Raw genomic sequence first — 17,137 nt, forward strand, 5'->3', positions numbered from 1 at the left:
ATGACGACAGGCCTGTGACAGTGTGTGCCGCCTTGTTCGCAAAACAACATTCGCAAATTTTCGGGCCGCGCATAAAAAATGCCGGAGCAAGTCCGGCATTTTTGGTTTGAAAGGTCAGGCCATCAGGCGCTGAAGAAGCTCTTCAGTTTGTCGGCCCAGCCCTCTTCGCTCGGCGAATGCTTGGCACCGCCTTTTTTCAGCGACTCGTCAAGCTCCTTGAGCAGCTTGCGCTGGTGCTCGGTGAGCTTGACCGGCGTTTCCACCGTGATGTGGCAGTACAGGTCGCCGGGATAGCTGGACCGCACGCCCTTGATGCCCTTGCCGCGCAGGCGGAACTGCTTGGCGGCCTGGGTTCCTTCGGGGATGTCGATGGCGGCCTTGCCGGCGAGTGTCGGCACCTCGATCTCGCCGCCCAGCGCCGCTGTGGTGAAGCTGATGGGCACAGCGCAGTGCAGGTCGTCGCCGTCGCGCTCGAAGATGTCGTGCTTCTTCAGGCGGATCTCGATGTAGAGGTCGCCGGGCGGGCCGCCGTTGGTGCCGGGCTCGCCGTTGCCGGTGGAACGTATGCGCATGCCGTCGTCGATGCCCGCGGGGATCTTGACTTCCAGCGTCTTGTTGTTTTTGGTCTTGCCCAGGCCGTGGCAGGTCACGCAGGGTTCGGGGATCAGCTTGCCGGTGCCTTTGCACTGCGGGCAGGTCTGCTGCACGCTGAAAAAGCCCTGGCGCATCTGCACCACGCCGTGGCCGTGGCAGGTGGTGCAGGTCACCACCTTGGTGCCGGGCTTGGCGCCGCTGCCGTGGCAGGTGTTGCAGTCGTCCCAACTCGGGATGCGGATCTGTGCCTCTTTGCCGTGGGCCGCTTCCTCGAGCGTGATCTCCATGGCGTAGCTGAGGTCGCCGCCGCGGTAGACCTGGCGGCCGCCGCGCTGCTGGCCACCGCCGCGCTGGCCGCCGAACACGTCGCCGAAGATGTCGCCGAAGGCCTCGGCAAACCCGCCGAAGCCTTCCGCGCCCGGCCCTCCGCGCATGTTGGGGTCGACGCCCGCGTGGCCGTACTGGTCGTAGGCCGCGCGCTTGTTCTCGTCGGAGAGCATCTCGTAGGCCTCTTTGGCCTCCTTGAATTTTTCCTCGGCGACCTTGGACGCATCCCCCTGGTTGCGGTCGGGGTGGTGCTTCATCGCGAGCTTGCGATACGCTTTTTTGATGTCCTCGTCACTGGCGTTCTTGGGGACGCCCAGTGTGTCGTAATAGTCTTTTTTTGTTGCCATGGCAGCTCAGGGTCTTGGTCGTTGATCGGGTCGGCGGTCAGCCGGCAGGCGCTGGCATTGGCGGTATCGGCAGATGTACAAAAGCGGAAAGCCGGGATAGCTCCCGGTTTCCGCCTTGTGCACCTGATTGTGCCGTCTGCGCGTGCATGCAGTTATCGCGCCAATGCAGGGCTTGTTGCCACCGGGTCTTAACCCTTCTTGACTTCCTTGACCTCAGCGTCCACGACATTGTCGTCTGCCGGCTTGGCCTCGGCTTGCGCGGCACCCGCGGCGCCCGCGTCACCGCCGGCTGCCGCTTGCGAGGCCTGCATGTCGGCGTACATTTTTTCGCCGAGCTTCTGGCTGGCTTCCATCAGGGCCGTGTTCTTGGCGTCGATGGCGGCCTTGTCGTCGCCCTTGAGCGCCTCTTCCATGTCCTTGATGGCGGTCTCGATCTTTTCCTTCTCGCCGGCTTCGAGCTTGTCGCCGTATTCGCCCAGCGATTTCTTCACGCTGTGCACCATGGCTTCGGCGTTGTTCTTGGCGGTCACGAACTCGACCTTCTTCTTGTCTTCTTCGGCGTTCAGCTCGGCGTCTTTCACCATTTGCTGGATTTCAGCTTCGGACAGGCCAGAGTTGGCCTTGATGGTGATCTTGTTTTCCTTGCCGGTGCCCTTATCCTTGGCGCCCACGTGCAGGATGCCGTTGGCGTCGATGTCGAAGGACACTTCGATCTGCGGCGTGCCGCGCGATGCCGGCGGAATGCCCTCGAGGTTGAACTCGCCCAGCGCCTTGTTGCCCGAGGCGATTTCGCGTTCGCCCTGGAACACCTTGATGGTCACGGCCGGCTGGTTGTCTTCGGCGGTGGAGAAGGTCTGCGCGAACTTGGTCGGGATGGTCGTGTTCTTCTTGATCATCTTGGTCATCACACCGCCCATGGTTTCGATACCCAGGGACAGCGGGGTGACGTCGAGCAGCAGCACGTCGGTGCGGTCGCCGGACAGGACCTGGCCCTGGATCGCGGCGCCCACGGCGACGGCTTCGTCGGGGTTCACGTCCTTGCGCGGTTCCTTGCCGAACAGCTCCTTGACCTTTTCCTGCACCTTGGGCATGCGGGTCTGGCCGCCGACCAGGATCACGTCATGGATGTCGGCCGCGCTGACGCCGGCGTCTTTCATGGCGATGCGGCAAGGCGCAATCGTGCGCTCGATCAGTTCGTCGACCAGGCTTTCAAGCTTGGCGCGGGTCAGCTTGACCAGCAGGTGCTTGGGGCCGGTCGCGGGGTCGTGCGCGATGTAGGGAATGTTGACTTCGGTCTGCGGGCTGTTGGACAGCTCGATCTTGGCCTTCTCCGCGGAGTCTTTCAGGCGCTGCAGGGCGACCACGTCCTTGGACAGGTCGATGCCGCTGTCTTTCTTGAACTCGGCCACGATGTAGTCGATGACGCGCTGGTCGAAGTCTTCGCCGCCCAGGAAGGTGTCGCCGTTGGTCGACAGCACTTCAAACTGCTTTTCGCCGTCGACATCGGCGATCTCGATGATGGAGATGTCGAAGGTGCCGCCGCCCAGGTCATACACGGCGATCTTGCGGTCGCCCTTTTCCTGCTTGTCCAGGCCGAAGGCCAGGGCTGCCGCGGTGGGTTCGTTGATGATGCGCTTGACTTCGAGGCCGGCGATGCGGCCGGCGTCTTTGGTGGCCTGGCGCTGTGCGTCGTTGAAGTAGGCGGGCACGGTGATCACGGCTTCGGTGACGGGCTCGCCGAGGTAGTCTTCGGCGGTTTTCTTCATCTTGCGCAGGATGTCGGCGCTGACTTGCTGGGCCGAGATCTTCTTGCCGCGCACTTCAACCCAGGCGTCGCCGTTGTCGGCCGCGACGATGGCGTAGGGCATCATCGCGATGTCCTTCTGGACTTCTTTTTCAGTGAACTTGCGGCCGATCAGGCGCTTGACGGCGTAGAGCGTGTTCTTGGGGTTGGTCACGGCCTGGCGCTTGGCGGATGCGCCGACCAGCACTTCGCCGTCTTCCTGGTAAGCGACGATGGAAGGGGTGGTGCGCACGCCTTCCGAGTTTTCGATCACGCGGGGGGTATTCCCCTCCATGACGGATACGCAGCTGTTGGTGGTGCCCAGGTCAATGCCGATGATTCTTCCCATGATGATTTACTCCTGCTTTTTTGATTCGTGAAAGATTGAAAGTGGGGTGGCCGGGGTTTAAGCCCCCTGGCCGCTGTGAACGACTATGTTGATAACTTGTGGGTAAGTTGGTGGGCTTCAAGGGCCTCAACATGTTTTTGCATTCGTTTGTGGTCTGTTATTTGGAGGCTGCCACCGTTACCAGGGCAGGGCGCAGCACGCGCTCGGCGATCAGGTAGCCTTTTTGCAGCACGCTGACCACGGTGTTGGCTTCCTGGTCGGCCGGCACCATGCTGATGGCCTGGTGCTGGGCGGGATCGAATTTGGTGCCGGCGGCGGGGTCTATGGCCACGACCCGGTTGCGCTCGAGCGCGCTCTTGAGCTGCTTGAGCGTGGCTTCGGCGCCTTCGCGGATCTGCTCGGGCGAGGCTTCCTGGATGGCCAGGCCGGCTTCCAGGCTATCGGCCACCGGCAGCAGGCTTTCGGCGAAGCTTTCGAGCGCGAACTTGCGGGCCTTGGCCACGTCTTCGTCGGCACGCCGGCGGGCGTTTTCGGTCTCGGCCTTGGCGCGCAGGTAGCTGTCGGACAGCTCGGTGTTTTTGGCCTGCAGGGTGGCGACTTCGGCCTGCGCCACGGTCAGCGCGTCAAACTCATTGGCGGCTTGCGCCGCTTCGAGTTCCTCGGGGCTGGGTTCGCCGCTAAGGGGTTGATTTTGTTCGGGTTGTTTGTTTTCAGACATGCGAAGCAACAGGGTTGGTGTTGGTAAGGTTCCCAACTGGGGATGGCAAAGCCCTTTTCAAGACAAGGGCTTCGATTTGGATTACGAAATTTTTGGCCGCGCGAGGAGCGGCGGCCGGATTGGCTTATGCGTCCTGGGCGGCCCATTCTTCTGCCCACTGGTGGAGCGGTTTGAGCTTGTGCAGCAGTCCGCTGCCCGTGGCGGTGAGGACGTAGCCGCCGCTTGCGAGTTCCACAAGCCGCGCCTCGCGCAACTCCTTCAGCCGGTCGTTCATGACCGAAGGCGACATGTTTCCGGCATTTGCTGCCAATTGCCGGAAGCTTTGCGCCTGCCCATCACGCAGTTCCCACAGCAGGCGCAGCGTGCCGCGCCGGCCCAGCAGGTCCAGCAAGGCCATCACGGGCCGGCCCGTGGCGGAGCCGCGAACCGGTTTGCCGGGAAGGGGGAGGGTGGACGTCATGCCCTGGATTGTAGGGGCTGCGCCTGTCGTGTCTGCGACGATTGCTACGGAATACGTAGCGATATAGTGGGTAATCGCTACGAAATCCGTAGCGATTGAAAGTCCCTCAACCCAACCGGAAGCCTTCCCGCCATGACAAACACCACGACAACTACTGCACCCCTGCCTCGCATCGCGCCAGTGGAGCCGCCTTACACCCCCGAGCAGGACGCGCTCCTCAAAAAGATCACGCCGCCGGCCGCGCCGAATGTGCTGGCGCTTTTCCGCGTGCTGGCCGTCAACCCCAGGCTGCTGGAGCGCATGCCCTCATGGGGCGGCTACCTGCTCGGCTCCAGCGCCAGCCTGTCCTTGCGTGACCGCGAGGTGGTGATCAACCGCGTCTGCGCGCGCTGCGGCGCGGAGTATGAATGGGGCGTGCACGTCACCGCCTTCGGCCGGGCGGCAGGTTTCAGCGACGCCGACAACGCCGCGATTGCCGACCCGGCCTCGGGCGGGCAGGGCCTGGCGCAGCGCGACGGCCTGTTGCTGCGGCTGGTCGATGAGCTGCACGACAGCAGCACGGTGAGCGATGCGCTGTGGCATGAACTGGCCGGGCTCTGGTCGGCGCCGCAACTGGTTGAGCTGCTGATGCTGGCCGGCTGGTACCACGCGATCAGCTATGTATGCAACGCGGCCCGCGTGCCGCTGGAGCCCTGGGCGGCGCGCTGGGCGCGTTGATAAAAAGGCTCAGGCCGCGGGGAGTTTTTGCATGCGCGCCATCAGCTCGCGCTTGTTGTCGCGGCTGCGGTGGGCGTGTTCGCGCATCAGCGCTTCGGCGCGCGTGCCTTCGCCGGCCAGCAGCGCGGCCAGCACGTCTTCATGGTCGCTCTGGGCGCGCTGGATGTAGCCGAACTCCAGCAGCGGCAAGGCGCCGTTCAGGCTCAGCGCACCGGCGCCGGCCATCGGGGTCTTGCTGACATGCGCCAGCGCCGAGGCCAGCGTGCTGTTGCCGGCGGCTTCCACCAGCGCGGCGTGAAAACGCGCATTCATGGGCACCCAGCGGGCCGCGTCGATCACGTGGCCGGCGGCCTCGGCCTTCTTTAGCAGCAAACGGCCTTCATCAATGCAGGCCTGCAGTTCGGCCCGGGTGTCGGGGCCGAGGCCGCGCTCGGCCGCCTGCCGTGCCGCCATGCCTTCCAGCACGCCGCGCACGTCGACCGCATTGGTGATTTCGTCAACGCTGAACTGGCGCACGCGAAAGCCGCGCGTCGGCAAGCGTTCCAGCAGGCCTTCTTTTTCAAGCTCGCCGAGCGCGATGCGTATGGGCGTTCGCGATACGGCCAGTTGGGCGGAAAGCTCCAGTTCCACCATGCGTTCGCCGGGCGCCGCCTGGCCGCTGAGGATTCGTCGCCTCAATTCGTTGGTGGTGTAGTCGATCTGGGAAGACATGGGCTGTGGAGGTAAAGTTGACGGATTATTGCATGCAATACTTATGTATCTAAGGGTTAACTAGGTGATTACTACCAGTATTGCGTGCAATAAAATAAGATCACTAAGAATTTTAAATGCCGTCGAGCATGCCCTATTTCCCCAGGAGACACGATGAATTCGCCTTTTCCCCACCTGCGGCCGATTGCCGTAGCCCGCCGCATGTTGCTTGCTGCGACGGCTGCTTTAGCCCTGATCGCCCCTGCCGCCCACGGCCAGCCGGCCGCGGCCTATCCCAACAAGCCCATCAAGCTGATCGTGCCGTTTCCAGCCGGCGGCGGCGGCGACACGCTGGCGCGCCTGGTCATGCTGCGCGCGGCCAAAGAACTTGGCCAGCCCATCGTGGTGGAAAACCTGGGCGGCGCCGGCGGCAATGTGGGCAGCGCGGCGGCGGCCAAGTCGCCGGCCGACGGCTACACCTTGCTCTATGGCACCAACGGCACGCATGCCATCAACCATGCGATCTACAAATCCCCGGGTTTCAGCGTGCGCGACTTCGAGCCGGTGAGCCAGCTCACGCGCATCGCGGCCATGGTGGTGGTACGGCCCACGCTGCAGGTCAACTCCATGGCGGAGCTCACCAAACTGCTCAAGGCGAATCCGGGCAAGTACACCTTCGGCTCGGCCGGCAACGGCACGACCTCGCACCTGGCCGGTGAGATCTACAAATCGCGCGCCGGCCTGGCGGTGGTGCACATTCCCTACCGTGGCGGCGCGCAGGCCATGACCGACCTGATGGGTGGGCAGATCGACATGATGATCGAGGTGATGCCCAATGCCGCGCCGCAGGCCAAGGGCGGCCGCGTCAAGCCGCTGGCGGTGACGACGGCCACGCGCGTCGCGGGCTGGCCCGACTTGCCCACCATCGCGGAGTCCGGCCTGGCCGGGTTTGACGTCAGCGCGTGGGACGCGATTTTTGTGCCCGCCGGTACGCCGCGTCCCATCGTCAACCGGCTTAACGAAGCAATCCACAAGGCGCTGGCCGATCCCGAGTTGCGCGCGCAACTGCAGTCGCGCGGCGCGGAGGCCGCGCCCGGCACGCCGGAAGAACTCGCCAGGCACATCGCGAGCAACATGACGCTGTGGGGTGATGCGGTGAAACGTTCGGGCGCCGCGGTGGACTAGGGGCGTCTGGTCGGATAACAAAAAAAGCGACCGAAGTGGTCGCTTTTTTTTTCGTGCCGATGAGCCGGCCAAGCCGCTTCTCAGGGCTTGGGTTTTTTCGTCTGGCTGATCACCCATTTGCCGGCGAAGGCCTGCAGGTCGTTCAGGCGCTTGAGCAGGTCGGCGCCCAAGGTGGTGACGATGTAGCCGTCGCTGCCATGGCCGATCAGGCCGGCGGCGCGCAATTCCTTGATGCGGGTGTTGAGGGTGTTGGGCGTGATGTTGCCGACGCTGTCTTGCAGGAGGCGAAAGGTCTGGGGGTGGCCGTCCTTCAGAGCCCACAGCACGCGCAATGCATAGCGTGCTTCCAGCAGTTCAAGTAGTTGACCTACCGCTGCATTTTCTTTGGCACTCATCAGCTCGTCTCCTCGGTCACAATTCGGTCACAGGTGTTATTAAGCAAAAAGCTTCTATCGGCGGGAACCAAATATAACGCAATTCCCTGGCTGCTACGAGTTTTATAGCTGAACATGCCCGCCACATCTGGATGAGGGCCTACCCGTCTTAGATCACGGGAATCAGGGCGGCCGGATGCAGGGGAACCGTGCCGCCCGACTGTGACGATGCCATGACGGCTTCTATGAACTGCTGCACGCCCAGCGCCGAGCGCCCTGTGACAGCTGGCGCCGTGCCGTTCTTCACCGCGCGTATGAAATCCTGCAGCACTGTCCTGTGGGCGGCGTGGTCGAAGGCCATGGGGTCGGCGCCGCCGCCCGAGACCTGGCGCGCACCGGCACTCACGGTCCGGCCGTCCTGGAAAGCAGCCCGCATCTCGCCGCCTTCCAGTGTCGCCGTGCCGCGCGTGAAGTTGAGTTCGATGCGCTCTGGAAATCCCGGGTAAGCTGCCGTCGTGGCCTGCACCACGGCCACCGCGCCGCTGTCATAGTGCAGCAACGCGGCCGCGGTGTCTTCACCTTCCATGCGGTGCACCGCGCTGGTGCCGGCGATGCCCGTCACGCGCGCCGGCATGCCGATGAGGCTCAGCAACAGGTCCAGGGTGTGGATGGCCTGCGTGATCAGCACGCCGCCGCCGTCCCGTGCCAGGGTGCCGCGCCCGGGCTCGTCGTAATAACTCTGCGGCCGCCACCAGCGCACGGCGGCGGTGGCGCTTACCAGCTGCCCCAGTTCGCCTGACACCATCAAGCCGCGCAGCGCCACCGCCGCTTCGCGCAGGCGATGCTGCAGCATGACGGCCAGCGTGACGCCGGCTTGTTCGCAAGCCTCCACCAGCGCGTTGGCGCGGTTCAGGTCTGTCTCCAGCGGCTTTTCGACCAGCACGTGTTTGCCCGCGCGCGCAACGCGCTGCACAAGCTCGAGATGCGTGTTGGGCGGCGTCAGCACCAGCACGGCCTGGATGCTCGCATCTTCCAGGATGTCCTCCAGTCGCGTGGTCTTGCGCGCGCCGGCGGGCACGTCCACACCCGCCAGCCGCTCGGCGCTGCGGCCGTAGACACACACAAGCTCGGCTTCGCCGGCCAGGTCCCGCAGGCTGTTGAAATGGGGTGCGGACCCGAGGCCCGCGCCTATGACGGCGATGCGCAGCCGCTGGGATTGAAGTGGAAGCATGTCTTGTTCGAGATGTGGGTGCCGGCCGCAAGTGGGCGGCCGCTAGTTTCTGAACGCGATGCGGAAATAAAGGCGGATGGATGGGGGAGGGCAGGGCAGCCCGCGCCGTCCTCCCGCTTGTTCGCTGGCTTTTACTTGATGGCCTGGATGCGTTCGTAGAGGCTCTTGGGCCAGGGCGCGTCGGCGGCGGTCAGCGAGGGCAGCACGGCCGCGGCGAAAGGCGCGCGGTCGACCTTGTTGACCGTCTTGCCCTTTTTCTCGAATTCGGCGACCAGGCGGTTTTCCGCATCGACGATGTCCTGGCTGGCGCGGCTGGAGGCTTCCCACAGAACCTGGTCGAAGATTTTCTTGTCGGCGTCGCTGAGCTTGGACCAGACCGAGCCCGACACGGCGGTGACCAGCGATTCGGTGATGTGGCCCGTCAGCGTGATGTACTTCTGCACTTCATAGAACTTCTTGGCCTCGATGGTGGGCAGCGGGTTTTCCTGCGCGTCGACCGTGCCGTTCTGCAGCGCCAGGTAGACCTCGGCAAACGCGATGGGCGTCGGGTTGGCGCCCACCGCCTTGGGGAACATCACGAACAGCGGCGCGTCGGGCACGCGCAGCTTGAGGCCCTTCATGTCCTCGGGCTTGAAGATGGCCTTGTTCGAGGTCATGTGGCGCAGACCGTAATAGGTGTAGCCCGCGATGTGCTGGCCGCCGGTCTTGCTTGCATAACCCTGGGCCAGTTCCTGGAAGATCGGGCCGTTGCGGAAGGCCTGGAAGTGGTTGTAGTCGCGGAACACAAAAGGCGCGGCGGCGATGGACAGCGGCGGATAGGCACGGCCGGCAAAGGCGGCGCCGGTGTAGATGATGTCCACGGTACCCAGCGTCAGGCCCTGGTTGATTTCGGTTTCCTTGCCCAGCGACGAAGCCGGGAAGACTTCGACGACGTAGCGTCCGTTGGTCTTCTTCTTGATTTCATCGGCGGCCCAGACGGCCTGCTTGTGAAAGGACTCGGACGTCTCGTAGACGTGCGCCCATTTGAGTTTGGTTTGCGCGGCGGCGCCGCCCGCGCCCAGCGTGCCGGCCAGCGCCAATAGCGTTGCGCCCGCAAGGCTGCAAAGGGTTCTGCGTTTCATGTCTTGTCTCCAGGTGTTTGTATTAGTGGTGAACGGGTATCGCTGGTGAAAAAGGCACCGGGGTATACCGCCCCTAGTCGCCTGCTGGGCCGCTGGCGCGCCCAATGACAAAAAACAAAACAAAAGGCCTCCGGAATCCTCTAAATCCCGGGGAGCTGCCGGCTTTACCGGACCATGCAGGGCATCTTGTTGTTGAAGGTCCAGCCGGGGATCAGGTACTGCATGGCCACGGCGTCATCGCGCGCGCCCAGGCCGTGCTTGAGGTAGAGCTGGTGGGCTTTTTCCACCTCGGCCATATCCAGCTCCACACCCAGGCCGGGCTGCTTGGGCACGGCGACTTCACCGCCGACGATCTGCAGCGGCGCCTTCGTCAGGCGCTGGCCGTCCTGCCAGATCCAGTGCGTGTCGATCGCGGTGACTTTGCCCGGCGCGGCGGCGGCCACGTGCGTGAACATGGCCAGAGAAATGTCGAAGTGGTTGTTCGAATGCGAACCCCAGGTCAGGCCCCAGGTCTGGCAGATCTGCGCCACGCGCACCGAGCCCTGCATGGTCCAGAAGTGCGGGTCGGCCAGCGGGATGTCCACCGACTGCAGGTGGATGGTGTGCGACAGTTCGCGCCAGTCGGTGGCGATCATGTTGGTGGCGGTCGGCAGGCCCGTGGCGCGGCGGAACTCCGCCATCACCTCGCGGCCCGAGAACACGCCTTCAGCACCGCAGGGGTCTTCGGCATAAGCCAGCACGTCGCCGCGGCCCTGGCAGATGCGGATGGCGTCCTTGAGCAGCCAGCCGCCGTTCGGGTCCAGCGTGATGCGCGCCTCGGGAAAACGCTCAGCCAGCGCGGTGATGGCTTCCATCTCTTCTTCGCCGCGCAGCACACCGCCCTTGAGCTTGAAGTCCTTGAACCCGTAGCGCTTGTAGGCCGCTTCGGCCAGCGCGACGATGCCGTCGGCGTCCATCGCGGCCTCATGGCGCAGGCGCAGCCAGTCGTCTTTCTCGTCAGGCGCCGACGCATAGGCCAGGCCGGTTTGCTTGCGGTCGGCGACGTAAAACAGGTAACCGAGCATGGCCACCGAATCGCGCTGCTGGCCGTCGCCCAGCAAGGCTGCGACGGGCACGCCCAGGAACTGGCCCAGCAGGTCGAGCAGGGCGCTTTCCACGGCGGTCACGGCGTGGATCGCCACGCGCAGGTCAAAGGTCTGGTTGCCGCGGCCGCCGCTGTCGCGGTCGGCGAAGGCGGTGCGCAGGGTGTTGAGGATCTGGTTCCACGCGCCTATCGACTGGCCTTCAATCAGCGGCGCCGCGTCCTGCAGGGTGTTGCGGATCTTCTCGCCGCCCGGCACCTCGCCCACGCCCGTGCGGCCGGAGCTGTCGGTCAGGATCAGGATGTTGCGGGTGAAGAAGGGGCCGTGCGCACCGCTCAGGTTCAGCAGCATGCTGTCCTGGCCGGCCACCGGGATCACCTGGACGCGGGTGATGCGGGGAGTTTGCGAAGCGGCGGGTGGGGAAACAGGGGAGGCTTGGGAGGCTGGCATACCGGGCGTGTTGTGGAGGGTTGATAAAGTTGATTTATCAGTTATCGTACAACTCGCCGATTCTTTATGCAACCAGGTTTGTACCCAGGGGCAGGGGAGGCTGCATCTCCGCAGGCTCTCCCGGCGGTTGCATGGTGTGCGCGTTATTGCCCCGGCGCAGCCGTTCGCGGCTGTTGGACAGATGCGTGCGCATGGCGGCGCGCGCGGCCTCGGCGTCCTGGTTGCGGATGGCGTTGTAAATGCTTTCGTGCTCGCTGTTGACCCGCTGCAGGTAGTTGAAACGACCCTCGGGCGCGGAGTGCGCCGTGTTCACGCGGGTGCGCGGGATGATCATGGTGCCCAGGTAGGTCATCAGGTCGGCGAAGTGGCGGTTGCCGGTGGAGCGGGCCACTTCCATGTGGAACTGGAAGTCCGGCGGCACCGCGTCCGAATCGAGGCTGATGGAGTCGTGAAAGGCGCGCAGGGCGTTTTCCATGGCGATGAGGTTTTCCGGCGTCCGCCTCTGGGCGGCCAGGCCCGCGGCCTCGGTTTCCAGGCTGATGCGCAGCTCCAGCACCGAGATCACGTCGGCCACGGTGGCAAAGTCCTCGGCCGTGATCTTGAAGTTGCCGGCGCTCTGCGGCTGCAGCACAAAAGTGCCGATGCCGTGCCGGGTTTCGACCAGGCCCGAGGCCTGCAGCTTGGACAGCGACTCGCGCACCACGGTGCGGCTGACGTCGAAGCGGGCCATGATTTCGGCCTCGGTGGGCAGTTTTTCGCCCGGCTGGAGACGGCCTTCGCGGATGCTGGTGGCCAGGCTTTCGACGATCTCGCCCACCAGCCCGCGCGGCCGGCGCATGCGCGGCAGCTCTTCGTGAAAGGCAGGCGTAAGGCCTGCTTCCGGGCGACTAGGGGTTTTCCTTGAGTCCATTAAAAAACCATTGACAAGCTAGGGGGCGAAACCGAGAATTCCGAGTCATCAGACAACCTATGACTGATGCATTTGTAGGTTGACTTTAACAAACTCCAAAAAAAAGTCCAGTGTTTGTCGGATTTATGGCGACACCGGGCCCAGACGTAAAAAATGACCATCAAAGTTCATGAAAAACTGTTGCTGACCGGTGCTGCCGGCGGTTTGGGCAAGGCCTTGCGCGAGCGCCTGAAGGCCAATTGTTCGGTGCTTCGCTTGTCCGACGTCCAGCCTTTCGGCGCCGCCGCGGCCGGCGAAGAAGTGGTGCTGGCCGACCTGGCCGACTCCGCCGCGGTGCACACCATGGTCCAGGGCGTGGATGCCATCGTCCACCTGGGCGGTGTCTCGGTGGAAGGGCCTTTCGGCCCCATCCTGCAGGCCAACATCCTGGGCGCCTATAACCTGTATGAAGCGGCGCGCAAGAACGGCGTCAAGCGCATCGTCTTCGCCAGTTCCAACCACGTCACCGGCTTTTACCGCCAGGACCAGACCATCAACGCCGACCACCCGCCGCGCCCCGACGGCCTGTACGGCCTGAGCAAGGCTTTCGGCGAAGACCTGTCGCGCCTTTATTTCGACCGCTACGGCATTGAAACCGCCTGCGTGCGCATAGGCTCCTCCTTCGCCGAGCCCAAGGACCGCCGCATGCTGGCCACCTGGCTGAGCTTTGACGACCTGCACCGCCTGATCACCGCCTGCCTGACGACGCCGGTGCTGGGCCATAGCATCGTCTTCGGCATGTCCGACAACGCCGTGACCTGGTGGGACAACAGCCGCGCCCGCCATATCGGCTACGTGCCCAAGGACAGCTCCGACATCTTCCGCGAGGCAGTCTATGCCCGCACCCCCGCGCCCGACTTGAAGGACCCGGTGGCCCAGTACCAGGGCGGCGGTTTTGTCGTGGCCGGCCCCTTCGGCGACTGAGCATCTCTCTATATATATGAGTGAAGCTCAAGCTGAACTGGTCCTGGATGCGCGCAACGGCGTGGGCGAAAGCCCCGTCTGGGATGCGGCTGAACAGGCGCTTTATTGGGTCGACATTCCCGCGCGCAGGCTTTGCCGCTGGAGTGTGGCCGACGCCGCTCTGACCGAATGGCTGGCGCCTGAAATGCCCGCCTGCATTGGCCGCCTGGGTGCGAAGGACTGGATTGCCGGCGCCGAAAGCGGCGTGTTCCGCATCAGTCCGAAGGCCGGCGGCGAGCTTGGCTTTGACCGGCTCACAAGCGTGACCCACGCCCAGGCCGGCATGCGCTTTAACGACGGCCGCTGCGACCGGCAGGGACGTTTCCTGGCCGGCACCATGCAGATGAACATGGCCGCGGGCGCGCGCGTCGGCAACATCTACAGCTACCAGGGCAACGGCCTCAAACTGCTGCTCGAGGGTTTCATCACCCCCAACGGCATGGCCTTCAGCCCGGACGGCCGCACCATGTATTTGTCGGACTCGCACCCTTCGGTGCAGTCGGTGTGGGCGTTTGATTACGACACCAAAACCGGCATCCCGTCGAACCGGCGCCTCTTCATCGACATGAACCCGCTGCCCGGCCGGCCTGACGGCGCGGCTGTCGACGCCGACGGCTGCTACTGGATCTGCGGCAACGACGCCGGCCTGGTTCACCGCTTCACGCCCGCCGGCAAGCTGGACCGTTCGCTGGCCGTGCCCGTGAAGAAGCCCGCCATGTGCGCCTTCGGCGGCGCCGGGCTTGACACCCTGTTCGTGACATCGATACGCCCTGAAGGTGTCGATCTATCTGACCAGCCGCTGGCCGGCGGTGTGTTCGCGTTGCGCCCCGGCGTTCGCGGGCTGCCCGAAACCGCGTGCCTGTATTAAAAGTTCCCGCTACCCGCTTTCCACCACCAACCTTAGAGGATGAGACATGAAGATTAAAAAAACATTGTTTGCCGTAGCCGCCGCCCTGGCGCTGATGCCGATGGCAAGCTTTGCCACCGAGTTCCGCTCGTCGGACATCCACCCCGACGGTTACCCCACCGTCGAGGCCGTCAAGTTCATGGGTGAGCGCCTCAAGGTGCTGACCAACGGCAAGCACAGCATCAAGGTGTTCAACAACAGCGCACTCGGCAGCGAAAAAGACACGATCGAGCAGACCAAGATCGGCGCCCTGGCGATGACGCGCGTGAACATCGCGCCGATGAACAACATCTGCCCCGAAACGCAGGTTCCGACCATGCCTTTCCTGTTCCGCTCCAAGGATCACATGCGCCATGTGCTGGACGGCCCCATCGGCGAGCAGATCCTGGCTTCGTGCGCGCCTCAAGGCTTTATCGGCCTGGCGTATTACGACAGCGGTGCGCGCAACCTGTACACGGTCAAAAAACCCGTTCGTTCGCTTGCCGACGCGAAAGGCCTGAAAGTGCGTGTTCAGCAGTCGGACCTGTGGGTCTCGTTGCTGGAAGCCATGGGCGCGAACGCGACGCCCATGCCGTTTGGCGAGGTGTACACCGCGCTGAAGACCGGCCTGGTTGACGCCGCCGAAAACAACTACCCGTCGTATGAAAGCTCGCGCCATTTTGAAGTGGCGAAGTTTTACTCCATCACCGAGCATTCGATGGCGCCTGAGATGCTGCTGTTCTCCAAGCGCACCTGGGACGGCCTGAGCGCCGATGACCAGAAGGCCATTCGCCAGGCGGCCAAGGAGTCGGTGCCTTACATGCGCAAGCTGTGGGACGAGCGCGAGGAAAAATCGCTGGCGACCGTCAAAGCCGGTGGTGCCGAGATCATCCAGGTCGACAAGGTGTCTTTCCAGAATGCCATGAAGCCTGTTTATGACAAGTTCATCACCGACGCTGCGCTGAAGAGCCTCGTCAAACGGATCCAGGACACCAAGTAAGTCTTGATCCCGCGCCGGCCTGTTTGCGGCCGGCGCGTTTTACGGCGGTTCTTGCCGCTTGCAAAATTTTTCTGGTTTTTTCTGGGGCGGCTCTCACGTCCGCACTTTATTTATGTACACAAAAATTTGTCGCGGGCTCGCCCGGACTTGCATGTGGCTGGGAATTCTCGGCCTTGTGACGGTGATTTGTGCCGTCAGCTGGCAGGTCTTCGGCCGTTATGTCCTGAATAACACCCCAACCTGGGCGGAGAGCCTGGCCTTGCTGCTGGTGCTGTATGTCACGATGTTCGGCACGGCGGTGGGCGTTCGCGACGCCGGCCATATCGGGCTGGAATCCTTTCTGGTTCTCGCGCCGGAAAGCCTTCGCCTGAAGATGGAGTACCTGATTCACGCGCTGGTCATGCTGTTCGGCGCCGCCATGGCTTACAACTGCGCCTCGCTGGCGGAGTCCGTGTGGAGCTACCGCTTGCCCACCCTGTGGATTTCCGAGGGATGGCGCTATGTTCCCGCAACGATTGCGGGCGTTCTCATCGTGATGTTCTCCATTGAACACATCATCGCGCTCGCCAAGGGCCAAGAAGTCGAACCGGCCTGGGGCTAAGCAACATCATGACAATTCCATTACTCATTCTCTGTATTTCCTTCACGCTGTTCCTGCTGCTCGGCGTGCCGGTGGCGTTTTCCATCGGCCTGTCCGCGCTGGCCACGCTGCTGTATGAAGGCCTGCCGCTGGCGGTCGGCTTCCAGCAGATGACCTCCGGCATGGGGATCTTTTCCTTTCTTGCGATTCCGTTTTTCATCTTCGCTGGTGAACTGATGCTTTACGGCGGGATTGCCGACCGCATCGTGAACCTGGCGCGCAACCTGGTCGGCCATGTACGCGGTGGCCTGGGCATGTCCAACGTGGTGGCTTGCACCTTGTTCGGCGGCGTTTCGGGTTCTCCGGTGGCCGATGTGTCCGCCATGGGCGCCGTCATGATCCCGATGATGAAGAAAGAGGGCTACCACGCCGACTACGCCGTCAACGTGACGACGCATGCGGCCCTGGTGGGCGCGTTGATGCCGACCAGCCACAACCTGATCATCTATTCGCTGGCCGCCGGCGGCAAGGTGTCGATTGCGGCGCTGATCCTGGCGGCACTGGTGCCCGCGGCGATCCTGACCATCTGCAACCTGGCGGCGGCCTACCTGGTCGCCGTGAAACGCGGTTATCCAGCCGGCAGTTTTCCGGGATGGGCAATTGTTGCGCGCTCGCTCGCCGCGGCGCTGCCGGGCCTGATGATTGTCGTGCTGATTCTCGGCGGCATTCTGTCGGGCATCTTCACCGCCACCGAATCCGCCGCCGTGGCTGTCCTGTATGCGCTGGCCCTGACCATCTTTGTTTACCGCACCCTGAAGTGGGAACATTTCATCAAGGCCGCCTCCAAAGCCGTCAAGACGACCGGCGTCATCCTGCTGCTGATCGGCATTTCCAGCACCTTCGGCTACCTCATCAGCCTTTACGGCGTCGCGGAACTGACGGGGCAGATGCTGTCGCAGGTCACCACCACCCCGTGGGTGATCTTCCTGCTGATCAACATCATCCTGTTCGTGCTGGGAACCTTCCTGGACATGGCAGCCACCATCCTGCTGTGCACCCCGATTTTCCTGCCGATCGCCCAGCACTACGGCATGAGCTCGGTGCAGTTCGGCATCGTGCTGCTGATCAACTGCGCGCTGGGCCTGAACACGCCGCCGGTGGGTACCACCCAGTTCGTGGGCTGCGCCATAGGCGGGGTGTCCGTGGGCACCGTGATGCGCACCATCTGGCCTTTCTACGGCGCGCTGATTTTCGCGCTGGCACTGGTCACGTTTATTCCCGCGTTCTCCATGTGGCTCCCGAGCCTGTACATGGTGGTCGGTAAATAAAGG

At 63.6% G+C, this 17,137-nt stretch carries 17 protein-coding genes; 7 read left to right on the forward strand and 10 right to left on the reverse strand.

The window, feature by feature from the left end:
* Positions 1 to 122: 122 nt before the first annotated feature.
* The 4 genes from dnaJ to AC1D1F_RS12545 all read right to left on the reverse strand — a co-directional run bounded on the left by dnaJ (position 123) and on the right by AC1D1F_RS12545 (position 4,578).
* Positions 123 to 1,268: a molecular chaperone DnaJ gene (gene dnaJ, locus AC1D1F_RS12530; RefSeq protein ID WP_477697368.1), complete on the reverse strand. Its 1,146-nt coding sequence runs from the start codon at positions 1,266 to 1,268 to the stop codon at positions 123 to 125.
* A gap of 188 nt (positions 1,269 to 1,456) precedes the next feature.
* Positions 1,457 to 3,400 (reverse strand): molecular chaperone DnaK, encoded by a 1,944-nt coding sequence (gene dnaK, locus AC1D1F_RS12535; protein WP_477697369.1) that lies wholly within the window; start codon positions 3,398 to 3,400, stop codon positions 1,457 to 1,459.
* Positions 3,401 to 3,557: 157 nt separating this feature from the next.
* On the reverse strand, positions 3,558 to 4,118 hold the full coding sequence (grpE, locus tag AC1D1F_RS12540; RefSeq protein ID WP_477676962.1) for a nucleotide exchange factor GrpE: 561 nt from the start codon (positions 4,116 to 4,118) through the stop codon (positions 3,558 to 3,560).
* A 124-nt stretch (positions 4,119 to 4,242) separates the two neighbouring features.
* Positions 4,243 to 4,578, reverse strand: a complete 336-nt coding sequence (locus tag AC1D1F_RS12545) for a winged helix-turn-helix transcriptional regulator (RefSeq protein ID WP_477654157.1) — start codon at positions 4,576 to 4,578, stop codon at positions 4,243 to 4,245.
* A 132-nt stretch (positions 4,579 to 4,710) separates the two neighbouring features.
* On the opposite strand from AC1D1F_RS12545, the gene AC1D1F_RS12550 reads away from it, so the two are divergent.
* On the forward strand, positions 4,711 to 5,295 hold the full coding sequence (locus AC1D1F_RS12550) for a carboxymuconolactone decarboxylase family protein (protein ID WP_477676964.1): 585 nt from the start codon (positions 4,711 to 4,713) through the stop codon (positions 5,293 to 5,295).
* Positions 5,296 to 5,304: 9 nt separating this feature from the next.
* On the opposite strand, the gene AC1D1F_RS12555 is transcribed toward AC1D1F_RS12550, so the two are convergent.
* Positions 5,305 to 6,006, reverse strand: coding sequence for a GntR family transcriptional regulator (locus tag AC1D1F_RS12555; protein ID WP_477676965.1), 702 nt, complete (start codon positions 6,004 to 6,006; stop codon positions 5,305 to 5,307).
* A 153-nt stretch (positions 6,007 to 6,159) separates the two neighbouring features.
* Here AC1D1F_RS12555 and AC1D1F_RS12560 point away from each other — a divergent pair, with 153 nt between their 5' ends.
* Positions 6,160 to 7,170 carry a Bug family tripartite tricarboxylate transporter substrate binding protein gene (locus tag AC1D1F_RS12560; RefSeq protein ID WP_477676966.1) on the forward strand — a complete coding sequence of 337 codons (1,011 nt, stop codon included), beginning with the start codon at positions 6,160 to 6,162 and terminating at the stop codon, positions 7,168 to 7,170.
* A gap of 80 nt (positions 7,171 to 7,250) precedes the next feature.
* On the opposite strand, the gene AC1D1F_RS12565 is transcribed toward AC1D1F_RS12560, so the two are convergent.
* The 5 genes from AC1D1F_RS12565 to AC1D1F_RS12585 all read right to left on the reverse strand — a co-directional run bounded on the left by AC1D1F_RS12565 (position 7,251) and on the right by AC1D1F_RS12585 (position 12,266).
* Positions 7,251 to 7,565, reverse strand: coding sequence for a winged helix-turn-helix transcriptional regulator (locus AC1D1F_RS12565; protein WP_436155132.1), 315 nt, complete (start codon positions 7,563 to 7,565; stop codon positions 7,251 to 7,253).
* A 148-nt stretch (positions 7,566 to 7,713) separates the two neighbouring features.
* Positions 7,714 to 8,775: a Gfo/Idh/MocA family protein gene (locus AC1D1F_RS12570; RefSeq protein WP_477676968.1), complete on the reverse strand. Its 1,062-nt coding sequence runs from the start codon at positions 8,773 to 8,775 to the stop codon at positions 7,714 to 7,716.
* Between the two features lie 131 nt (positions 8,776 to 8,906).
* Entirely contained in the window at positions 8,907 to 9,896 is a 990-nt protein-coding gene (locus AC1D1F_RS12575; protein ID WP_477676969.1) for a sialic acid TRAP transporter substrate-binding protein SiaP, read from the reverse strand.
* A 164-nt stretch (positions 9,897 to 10,060) separates the two neighbouring features.
* Positions 10,061 to 11,428 carry a glucarate dehydratase gene (gudD, locus tag AC1D1F_RS12580; RefSeq protein ID WP_477697422.1) on the reverse strand — a complete coding sequence of 456 codons (1,368 nt, stop codon included), beginning with the start codon at positions 11,426 to 11,428 and terminating at the stop codon, positions 10,061 to 10,063.
* 64 nt (positions 11,429 to 11,492) lie between these two features.
* On the reverse strand, positions 11,493 to 12,266 hold the full coding sequence (locus AC1D1F_RS12585) for a FadR/GntR family transcriptional regulator (protein ID WP_477676971.1): 774 nt from the start codon (positions 12,264 to 12,266) through the stop codon (positions 11,493 to 11,495).
* A gap of 225 nt (positions 12,267 to 12,491) precedes the next feature.
* Here AC1D1F_RS12585 and AC1D1F_RS12590 point away from each other — a divergent pair, with 225 nt between their 5' ends.
* From AC1D1F_RS12590 to AC1D1F_RS12610, 5 genes are all read left to right on the forward strand, one after another.
* The gene (locus AC1D1F_RS12590) at positions 12,492 to 13,301 is read left to right on the forward strand and encodes an NAD-dependent epimerase/dehydratase family protein (RefSeq protein WP_477677697.1); all 810 of its coding nucleotides are present in this window, start codon (positions 12,492 to 12,494) and stop codon (positions 13,299 to 13,301) included.
* Positions 13,302 to 13,317: 16 nt separating this feature from the next.
* Positions 13,318 to 14,208 carry an SMP-30/gluconolactonase/LRE family protein gene (locus AC1D1F_RS12595; protein WP_477677698.1) on the forward strand — a complete coding sequence of 297 codons (891 nt, stop codon included), beginning with the start codon at positions 13,318 to 13,320 and terminating at the stop codon, positions 14,206 to 14,208.
* Between the two features lie 46 nt (positions 14,209 to 14,254).
* Complete coding sequence (locus AC1D1F_RS12600; RefSeq protein WP_477654148.1) at positions 14,255 to 15,226, forward strand: TRAP transporter substrate-binding protein; 972 nt, start codon at positions 14,255 to 14,257, stop codon at positions 15,224 to 15,226.
* Between the two features lie 112 nt (positions 15,227 to 15,338).
* Positions 15,339 to 15,827, forward strand: a complete 489-nt coding sequence (locus tag AC1D1F_RS12605; RefSeq protein WP_477697424.1) for a TRAP transporter small permease — start codon at positions 15,339 to 15,341, stop codon at positions 15,825 to 15,827.
* A gap of 8 nt (positions 15,828 to 15,835) precedes the next feature.
* Positions 15,836 to 17,134, forward strand: a complete 1,299-nt coding sequence (locus AC1D1F_RS12610; RefSeq protein WP_477654146.1) for a TRAP transporter large permease — start codon at positions 15,836 to 15,838, stop codon at positions 17,132 to 17,134.
* Positions 17,135 to 17,137 lie beyond the last annotated feature (3 nt).

The sequence above is a fragment of the Polaromonas sp. P1_H6 genome (genome assembly GCF_056405195.1).